The organism is Nocardioides sp. YIM 152588 (assembly GCF_040191335.1).
Taxonomy (GTDB): Bacteria; Actinomycetota; Actinomycetes; order Propionibacteriales; family Nocardioidaceae; genus Nocardioides.
In genome coordinates this window covers 1-9184 of the sequence record NZ_JBEGDJ010000088.1, presented here as the reverse complement: position 1 = coordinate 9184, position 9184 = coordinate 1, and the positions used below count along the sequence as shown (strand labels likewise).

At 75.1% G+C, this 9184-nt stretch carries 9 protein-coding genes; 7 read left to right on the top strand and 2 right to left on the bottom strand.

All coding sequences use genetic code 11. The features are described 5' to 3' along the window. Nucleotides 1-221: 221 nt before the first annotated feature. Nucleotides 222-539 (bottom strand): FmdB family zinc ribbon protein, encoded by a 318-nt coding sequence (locus ABLM29_RS21700; RefSeq protein WP_349716702.1) that lies wholly within the window; start codon nucleotides 537-539, stop codon nucleotides 222-224. 104 nt (nucleotides 540-643) lie between these two features. On the opposite strand from ABLM29_RS21700, the gene ABLM29_RS21695 reads away from it, so the two are divergent. After that, on the top strand, nucleotides 644-3316 hold the full coding sequence (locus ABLM29_RS21695) for a penicillin acylase family protein (RefSeq protein ID WP_349716701.1): 2673 nt from the start codon (nucleotides 644-646) through the stop codon (nucleotides 3314-3316). A 227-nt stretch (nucleotides 3317-3543) separates the two neighbouring features. On the opposite strand, the gene ABLM29_RS21690 is transcribed toward ABLM29_RS21695, so the two are convergent. Next, nucleotides 3544-4113 carry a 5-formyltetrahydrofolate cyclo-ligase gene (locus ABLM29_RS21690; protein ID WP_349716700.1) on the bottom strand — a complete coding sequence of 190 codons (570 nt, stop codon included), beginning with the start codon at nucleotides 4111-4113 and terminating at the stop codon, nucleotides 3544-3546. Nucleotides 4114-4226: 113 nt separating this feature from the next. Between ABLM29_RS21690 and ABLM29_RS21685 the strand changes: the two genes are divergently transcribed. The 6 genes from ABLM29_RS21685 to ABLM29_RS21660 form a co-directional block, all read left to right on the top strand. Further along, on the top strand, nucleotides 4227-5603 hold the full coding sequence (locus ABLM29_RS21685; RefSeq protein WP_349716699.1) for a UTP--glucose-1-phosphate uridylyltransferase: 1377 nt from the start codon (nucleotides 4227-4229) through the stop codon (nucleotides 5601-5603). A gap of 2 nt (nucleotides 5604-5605) precedes the next feature. Then, nucleotides 5606-6901: a molybdopterin molybdotransferase MoeA gene (locus ABLM29_RS21680; protein ID WP_349716698.1), complete on the top strand. Its 1296-nt coding sequence runs from the start codon at nucleotides 5606-5608 to the stop codon at nucleotides 6899-6901. A gap of 13 nt (nucleotides 6902-6914) precedes the next feature. Beyond that, nucleotides 6915-7391 (top strand): cyclic pyranopterin monophosphate synthase MoaC, encoded by a 477-nt coding sequence (gene moaC, locus ABLM29_RS21675; RefSeq protein WP_349716696.1) that lies wholly within the window; start codon nucleotides 6915-6917, stop codon nucleotides 7389-7391. A 73-nt stretch (nucleotides 7392-7464) separates the two neighbouring features. After that, on the top strand, nucleotides 7465-7935 hold the full coding sequence (locus ABLM29_RS21670) for a MogA/MoaB family molybdenum cofactor biosynthesis protein (protein WP_349716703.1): 471 nt from the start codon (nucleotides 7465-7467) through the stop codon (nucleotides 7933-7935). A gap of 26 nt (nucleotides 7936-7961) precedes the next feature. Further along, nucleotides 7962-8600, top strand: coding sequence for a GNAT family N-acetyltransferase (locus ABLM29_RS21665; protein ID WP_349716695.1), 639 nt, complete (start codon nucleotides 7962-7964; stop codon nucleotides 8598-8600). Between the two features lie 139 nt (nucleotides 8601-8739). Further along, on the top strand, nucleotides 8740-9184 hold a 445-nt coding region (locus tag ABLM29_RS21660), incomplete at its 3' end, for a SepX/GlpR family protein (protein ID WP_502889305.1).

Here is a 9184-nt window from a genome sequence, read left to right as displayed (position 1 = left end):
ACCTGGGGTTTCTCGCCCCCCGCGGGCGCCTCAGCCCTGGGGGAGCCCGGGTCCGTCCCCGGCGTGGTGGACCGCGCGGCCGAGGGCGTCGCCCGCGCGGCGCAGGACCGGGGTGCGACCCGCGGGGGTCGAGGTGCCAGGCATGCGGCGACGCTAGGTCGCGGGCGTCAGCCCGGACAGGGGTGCGGCGGCCCGTCCACAGGCCGCCGGGGGCCGGTGGGTCAGGAGCCGGTGGCGGCGGTGGAGGTCGACGAGGACGAGGTCGAGGTCGTCGAGGTGGAGGTCGAGGACGAGGAGTCGGAGCCCGACCCGGTGCTCGCGGGGGTGCTGGAGGAGCTCGACGAGGCCGTGCTCGTCGAGCCGCTGCGGCTGTCGGTCTTGTAGAAGCCGGAGCCCTTGAAGACCACGCCGACCGCGTTGAACACCTTGCGCAGCAGCCCACGGCACTCCGGGCACTCGGTCAGGGCGTCGTCGGAGAAGCTCTGGACCTGCTCGAAGAAGTGGCCGCACTCGGTGCAGCGGTACTGGTACGTGGGCATGGTCGACTCCCGGTGAGGACGATCAGGCGGAGCGGTTAGCACTCGCGACTTGCGACTGCCAATCCTACGTCACGGACCGGTGACCCGGCACAATGGCGGCCACGATGGAGAGCGGGACCGACGCGGGCCAGGGCCGCACGAGCACGACGCCCCGGGGCAGCGCCGGCCCGACGCGCGGCGGCTTCCGCGGGCTCCCACCGTCCCTGCGCTGGACCGTCTATGGCGTCGTCGGGCTCGTGGTCGTGCTGGTCGCCGCGACGCTGACCGGCGTCGGCATCGCCCGCAGCTCCTGGCCGCAGACCGCCGGCGCCCTGCGGCTGGACGGCCTCGACGCCGAGGTCGAGGTGCTGCGCGACGGCCACGGGATCCCGCAGATCTACGCCGACACCACCCACGACCTGATGTTCGCCCAGGGGTACGTGCACGCCCAGGACCGCTTCTTCGAGATGGACGTGCGCCGGCACGCGACGGCCGGCCGGCTCGCCGAGCTGCTCGGGGAGTCCGCGCTGGAGGGGGACCTGGTGGTCCGCACGCTCGGCTGGCGGCGCGTCGCCGCGCGGGAGCTGACCATGCTCCGCCCGGCCACCCGCGCGGCGCTGGACGCCTACGCCGAGGGCGTCAACGCCTACCTCGCCGAGCGGTCGCTGGCCGACCTGTCGCTGGAGTACGCGCTGCTGGATCTCGCCGGGCTCGACTACCGGCCCGCGCGGTGGACCGCCGTCGACTCGATCGCCTGGCTCAAGGCGATGGCCTGGGACCTGCGCGCCAACGTGGACGACGAGGCGGCCCGCGCGGTCTCGGTCGCCCTCGTCGGCTCGGACCGGGCGGCCGACCTCTACCCGCCGTACGACGCGGAGGCCCATCCGCCGATCGTGCGCCAGGGTGCCGTGGTGGACGGCGTCTTCGACCCCGGCGCCGACGCGACCAGCAGCACGCTGCGCCCGCCGCCGGGACCGGGCGTCACGGCGGCGCTGGCGGCCGCGGCGGACGTGCTGGCGGCGGCGCCGACGCTGCTCGGCGACGGGGACGGGATCGGCAGCAACGCTTGGGTCGTCGACGGCGACCACACCAGCACCGGCGCCCCGATCCTGGCCAACGACCCGCACCTCGGCGTCTCCCTGCCGGGGGCGTGGTCGCAGGTCGGGCTGCACTGCCGCAGCGTCGGCGCCGAGTGCCCGTTCGACGTGGCCGGTTTCGGGTTCGCCGGCGTGCCGGGGGTGGTGATCGGGCACAACGCGGACATCGCCTGGGGCCTGACCAACCTGGGCGCCGACGTCAGCGACCTCTACGTGGAGCGCATCGACGGCGACCACTGGCGGTACGGCGACCGGCGCCGCCGGCTGCGGACGCGCGTCGAGCGGATCAAGGTCCGCGGCGGCGACCCCGTCGACCTCACGGTCCGCGCCACCCGGCACGGCCCGCTGCTCTCGGACCTGGTCGCCCTCGACCGCGTCTCGGAGCGGATCGACCTCACCGAGGGCGGCCTCCTCTCCGCCGCCACCGCGGCCGGCGCGGTCGCCGCCGGCTCCGGTGCCCGCTGGAGCACCGGGGTCTCCCTCGCCTGGACGGCCCTGCGCCCCCGCCCGACGGCCGACGCCCTGTACGACCTGAACGTCGCCGGCGACTTCGCGTCGTTCCGCGCGGCGCTCGAGGACTTCGCCGTGCCCGGCCAGAACGTCCTGTACGCCGACACCGACGGCCACATCGGCTACCAGGCCGCCGGGGAGATCCCGCTGCGGGCGCCCGGGCACGACGGCTCGACGCCGGTCGCGGGCTGGCGCCCGGCCAACGACTGGGCCGGGCGGGTGCCCGCGGCGGCGATGCCGTGGGTGCTGGACCCGCCCTCGGGGATGATCGTCGCCGCGAACCAGCAGCCGGTCGACCCCGACCGCTACCCGTACCCGCTGGGCGAGGACTGGGACCGCGGCTACCGGGCCGCGCGGATCGAGCGGCTGCTCGCCGACGCCGTGCCGGACCTCGGCGTGGCCGCCGTGCGGCGCGTCCAGCTCGACGACCTCAACCCGCTGGCGCAGGTGCTGCGGCCGTACCTGCTCGGCGTGCGCCTCCCGGAGGGCTACTACGCGGAGGGTCAGGACCTCCTGCTCGGCTGGGACGGTCGCCAGCCCGCCGACAGTGCCGCCGCGGCGTACTTCAACGCGGCCTGGCGGCAGCTGCTGCGGGCCACGTTCGACGACGAGCTGCCGGTGGGGCTGCGTCCCGACGGCGGGTCGCGCTGGTTCGACGTCGTCGCCGGGCTGCTCACCCGCCGGCACGACCCGTGGTGGGACGACGTGACCACCCAGGACGTCGTCGAGGACCGCAACGACATCCTCGTCGCCGCCCAGCTCGCCGCGCGCGACGAGCTGACGGCGCTGCTGTCGCCCGACCCGGGCGAGTGGTCCTGGGGACGGCTGCACGAGCTCGAGCTGCGCTCGCCGACGCTGGGGGAGTCGGGGATCGGCGCGGTGGAGCGGATCTTCAACCGCGGTGGGTGGGAGGCCGCCGGCGGCGGCTCGGTGGTCGACGCGACCGGCTGGGACGCCACGGAGGGGTACGACGTCACCTCCGCCCCGTCGATGCGGATGATCGTGCCGCTCGACGACCTCGACGCCGCGCGCTGGATCAGCCTCACCGGCGTCTCGGGGCACGCCTTCCACCCGCACTACACCGACCAGACCGACCTGTGGGCGAGGGGCGAGGACCTCGCCTGGCCGTTCTCCGAGGGGGACGTCGTCCGGGCGACCGACGAGACGCTGGTGCTCCGCCCCGCCGACTAGCGCGAACCGGCAGTTGGGGCAGCGCGAACCGGCAGTTGGGGCAGGCCGAACCGGTAGTTGGGGCAGGCCGAACCGGCAGTTGGGGCAGGCTGAACCGGCAGTTGGGGCAGGCGCGGCCGAACCACCGGCTCGGCGTGCCCTGAGCCCCTGTTCGGCGTGCCGCGAGCCCCTGTTCGGCGTGCCGCGAGCCCCTGTTCGGCGTGCCCTGAGCCCCTGTTCGCGCTGCGTCAGTAGCGGTGCAGCGCGTTCACGGTGACCGCCGCGCGGACCGGCCGGTCGTGGGGCTCCACCGGGACCGCGGCGCCGACCTCCTCGGGGTTGACGATCACCGCGGTGAAGGCGTCGGCCGGCACCCGGGCCAGCGCCCGGTCGTAGGAGCCGCCGCCGCGGCCGAGCCGGAAGCCCCGCTCGGAGACCGCCAGGCCCGGCACGAGCACCGCGTCGGCCTCGGCGATGGCGTCGACGCCGAGCCGGGGCCCGGTCGGCTCCATGAGGCCGAACCGGCCGTACCCGAGGGACTCCGGGCCGTCGTACTCGGCCCAGTCGAGGTCGTTGTCGGCCTTGAGGACCGGCAGCAGCACCCGCTTCCCGTCGCGGCGCAGCCGCTCCAGCAGCGGTCCCGTGCCGGGCTCGGAGCCGATCGCGACGTAGCAGGCCACCGTGGTGGCCCGCTGCAGCTCGGGCGCTCGGTAGGCGCCGTCGGCGAAGCCGCCGGCGGACGCGGTGTGGTCCAGGAGGTCGCGCCGCTCGCGCGCGGCGAGGATCCGGTCGCGCAGCGCGCGCTTCGCGGCGCGCAACGCCGCGGGACCGGTGGACGGGACCCCCTGATTTGGGGAGTCGGCGGTGGATTGGTCGTCGGGTTCTGGCATCGAATGTGGACTCGACACCTTTCAAGCCTACGATCGTGGGTATGGGTAGCGCAGGCTTGGACAAGGCTCGGGCGAAGATGCGTGAGGCCGGGGTGGACGAGATCGCCATCGAGACCTTCGCGCACTATTACCGTCTGCTCGAGCACGGTGAGACCGGGATGATCCCCGAGTCCACGATCGAGCCGGTCGACATGGAGGCCCTCGCCGACGTCGAGGTCCCCGACGATGTCGCCGCCGACGCGATCAAGAAGACCGTCGTGATCAAGCTCAACGGCGGCCTGGGTACCTCGATGGGCATGGACCGCGCCAAGTCGCTGCTGTGCGTGCGACGTGGCCTCTCCTTCCTCGACATCATCGCGCGGCAGGTGCTGCAGCTCCGCAAGGAGTACGACGCCACGCTGCCGCTGCTGCTGATGAACTCGTTCCGCACCTCCTCCGACACGCTGCACGCGCTGGCGCGCTACGAGGACCTGCGGGTCGAGGGGCTGCCGCTGGAGTTCCTGCAGAACAAGGAGCCGAAGCTGCTCGCGTCGAACCTGGCGCCGGCGAGCTTCCCGGCCGACCCGGACCTGGAGTGGTGTCCGCCCGGCCACGGCGACATCTACACGGCGCTGCGCGGCTCGGGGACGCTGGACCTGCTGATCGAGCAGGGCTACCGCTACGTCTTCGTCTCCAACTCCGACAACCTGGGCGCCGTCCCGGACCCGAAGGTCGCCGGCTGGTTCGCGGCCAGCGGAGCGCCGTTCGCGATCGAGTCGGTCCGCCGCACCGCCAGCGACCGCAAGGGCGGCCACTTCGCCCGGCGCAAGGCCGACGGCCGGATCGTGCTCCGCGAGACCGCGCAGACGCTGCCCCAGGACAAGGCCGCGCTGGCCGACCTGGACCGGCACCGGTTCACCTCGACCAACAACCTCTGGTTCGACCTGCACGCGATGAAGGCGACGCTGGACCAGCGCGAGGGCATCCTCGGCCTGCCGCTGATCCGCAACGTCAAGCACCTCGACCCGGCCGACTCCTCCACGCCGGAGGTGGTGCAGATCGAGACGGCGATGGGCGCCGCGATCGAGGTCTTCGAGGGCGCGCGCCTGATCGAGGTCGGCCGCGACCGGTTCATCCCGGTCAAGACGACCAACGACCTGCTCGTGCTGCGCTCGGACGTCTACGAGATCGGCACCGACTTCGCGCTCACCCAGGTCGCCAGCGACGTGCCGTTCATCGACCTCGACACCAGCTACTACAAGCTGGTCGGCGACTTCGACCAGCGGTTCCCCGAGGGTGCACCCTCCCTGCAGAAGGCGTCGTCCTTCAGCATCGAGGGGGACTGGACCTTCGGTCACGGCGTCCAGGTGGTCGGCGACGTCGAGCTGACCGCCAAGTGCGCCCAGCGGGTCGCCGCCGGCGAGGTCCTCGGCGCGTAGGGGTGGACCTCCCCGCGCCGGCCCGCTCCGTCGAGGAGCACCGCGCCGCGCTGCTGGCGGACCTGGCGCCCCTCGCGCCCGTCGCGACGCCGCCGGCCGACGCGGTCGGCCGACGCCTGGCCGAGCCGGTGGTGGCCGCGGTCGCGCTGCCGCGCTTCGACCACGCGGCGATGGACGGCTTCGCCGTGCACGCCTCGGACCTGGCACCGCCGGCCGCGGCCGACGCCGGGCTGCCGGTCTCCGGGACCATCGGCGCCGGCGTACCCGGCCCCGGCGCGCTCGAGCGCGGGACCGCGATCCGGATCATGACCGGCGCCCCGGTGCCGCCCGGCGCCGACGCCGTGGTGCCGTTCGAGTGGACCACGAGCGTCCACGGGCGCGTCCTCGTCGGGCGCCCCGTGGCGGCGGGGGCGAACATCCGCCGGGCCGGCGAGGACGTCGCGGCCGGCGACGAGGTGGCCGCCGCGGGCGCCGTGCTCGCGCCGCGCACGGTCGGGCTGCTGGCCGCCACCGGGGTCGGCGACGTGCTGGTCCGTCCCGCGCCGCGGGTGGTGGTGCTGACCACCGGCACCGAGCTGGTGCCGGCCGGCACCCCGGCCGACCGCCTCGCCGCCGGTGCCGTCCACGACAGTACCGCGGTGGCCCTGGTCGCCGAGCTCCGCGCGCTGGGTGCCCAGGCCCGCGCCGTCGGGCCGGTCGGCGACGAGCCCGAGGACTTCCTGGTCGCGCTGGACCAGGCGGTGCGCGACGCCGACCTGGTGGTCACCACCGGCGGCATCTCCGCGGGCGACCGGGACGTGGTCAAGGCGGCGCTGTCCGGGCGCGACGGGTTCTGGTTCGGCCCGGTCGCGGTGCGGCCGGGCCGCCCCCAGGGCGCCGGCTCCCTCGTCGTCGAGTCCGGCGGCTCGCGCCGGGTCCCCGTGGTCGCACTGCCGGGCACCCCGGCGGCCACCTATCTGGCCTTCCAGTGCTTCGTGCGGCCCGTCCTCGCGCTGCTCGCCGGCGCCGACCCGGTGCGGGCCGGCGTCGACGTCCCGGTCGAGGTCGCGGCGCCGGTCCGCCGGTCGCCGGACCGGACGCTCCTCCTCCCGGGCACGTACGACGCCGAGGGGCGCGCGCTCGTCCTGCCCGGCCACGCGGGGCACTCGCAGCGCCTGCTCGCCCGCGCGGACCTGGTCCTCGTGGTGCCACCGGGCAGCGAGGACCTGCCCGCGGGTGCGAGGATCGGGGCGATCGTCCCGGCGGGCGCCGGCGACGCGGCAGGCATCCGGCGCGCGGCGCCGGCACGGGGGCAGTGATGGAGAAGGACCGATGAGCGAGCGGCGGTTGACGCACGTGGACGCCAGTGGCGCGGCCCGGATGGTCGACGTGTCGGCGAAGGACGTGACGGCGCGGACCGCGACGGCCTCGGGGCGGGTGCTGGTCTCGCCGGAGGTGGTCGCGCTGCTGCGCGGCGAGGGCGTGCCGAAGGGCGACGCGCTCGCGGTGGCCCGCATCGCCGGGATCATGGGCGCGAAGCGGACGCCGGACCTGGTGCCGCTGTGCCACCCGCTGGCGATCTCCGGCGTCACGGTCGACCTGACGGTCGCCGACGACGCCGTCGAGATCAGCGCCGGGGTCCGCACCACCGACCGCACCGGCGTCGAGATGGAGGCGCTGACCGCCGTCACGGTGGCCGCGCTGACGGTGGTGGACATGGTGAAGGCGGTCGACAAGGCCGCGGTGATCACCGACGTGCGGGTCGAGACCAAGTCCGGGGGCCGGTCGGGGGACTGGTCCCGTGACTGACCCGTCGGGCGCGTCGGGCGCGTCGGGCGCGTCGGGCGCGTCGGGCGCGTCGGGCGCGTCGGGCGCGTCGGGGTTGCCGGCGGCCGTCGTGGTGGCGTCGAACCGTGCGGCGGCCGGCGTCTACGAGGACACGACCGGTCCGCTCATCGTCGCCGCGCTGGCCGGGCTCGGTTTCGAGGTCGGGCCTGCCGTCGTACGGCCGGACGGGGAGGCGGTCGGCGAGGCGATCGCGGCCGCCGTCGCCGTCGGGGCGCGGGTGGTGCTGACCACCGGCGGCACCGGGCTGACCCCCACCGACCTGACCCCCGAGGTGACCCGCCCGCTGCTGGACCGCGAGGTGCCGGGCCTGGCGGAGGCGATCCGCGCCGCGGGCGTGGCCAAGGGCGTGCCGACCGCCGCGCTCTCGCGCGGGCTGGCCGGGGTCGCCGGCGACTGCCTGGTGGTCAACCTGCCCGGCTCGCGCGGCGGCGTGAAGGACGCGCTCGCCGTGCTGGAGCCCGTGCTGGTGCACGCGGTGGAGCAGGTCGTGGGGAGCGACCATTGACCGGGCAGCGGTGGGCCGAGGGTCGGATGACCACCCGGGTGCCGGGCCAGGCGTGGCCGAACGTGCTGACCTCGGGCAGCGACCCGGTGGTGACCGTGCGGCCGATCCAGGCCTCGGACGGCGCCGCGTGGCGGGCTGCCCGGCAGCGCAACCTGGCCTGGCTGACGCCGTGGGACGCGACGGTGCCGCCCGGCGGTGACGCGCGGCCGACATCGTTCCGGTCGCTGGCGCGGCGGCTGCGGGCCGCCGCCCGCCGCGGCACGAACCTGCCGTTCGTGATCGAGGTGGACGGCGTCTTCGCGGGCCAGGTCAGTGTCAACAACATCGTCCGCGGGTCGGCGCAGTTCGCGTCGGTCGGGTACTGGATCGACCAGCGTTTCGCGGGGCGCGGCGTGATGCCGCGCGCGGTGGCGATGGTCATCGACCACTGCTTCACCACGGTCGGCCTGCACCGGGTCGAGGTCTGCATCCGGCCCGAGAACACGAACTCGCTGCGGGTGGTGGAGAAGCTCGGGATCCGCGAGATCGGCTACGCGCCGAGGTTCCTGCACATCGACGGGGAGTGGCGCGACCACCGGATCTTCGCGATCACCAAGGAGGAGGTGCCGCTCGGGCTGCTCGCGCGCTGGCAGTCCTCGGGTGGGGACGTCTCCGCGGTGGAGTGAGCCCGCGGCGCGTCGCGGGCGCCCGGATCGGGCGATCGCGGCGGAACGACGGTCAAATCGCACGAGTCACAGGAGTCAATCTGTGACACGCCCGTAGACATGCGTTCACTTCTGCGCTAGCGAACCTAACCTCTCCCGTGTGAGCGCACTGATCTTCGTCGCCGTTGCGGTGGCCTGGGCCGTCTACCTGGTACCGAAGGCGCTCCGCCACCACGAGGAGGACGCGGCCTCCCGCACCGTTGAGCACATCTCGGACCGGGTCCGGGTGCTGGCGCGGCGGGACGCGGTCTCCGCACGGACCACCGCCCTGGTGCCGACGGGCCGACCGGTCGAGGCACCGGCCGAGGCGCCGGCCGGGTCGGTGGCGGCGCCGGCAGCGGAGCCCGCCGGCGTCGTCGCTGCCGACGACGCCGACACGGGCGAGGTCGCCGCGCCCGACGTCGCGGTGGTGGAGACGGAGGTCGAGGTCGAGGTGACCGAGGTCGAGGTCTCCGCGGCCGCCGCCACGCCGTCGTCGGCGCTCAGCCCCGCCCGGAAGGTCGCCCGCACCCCCGCGCGCCGCGACGCAGCGCGCCGCGCCGCCC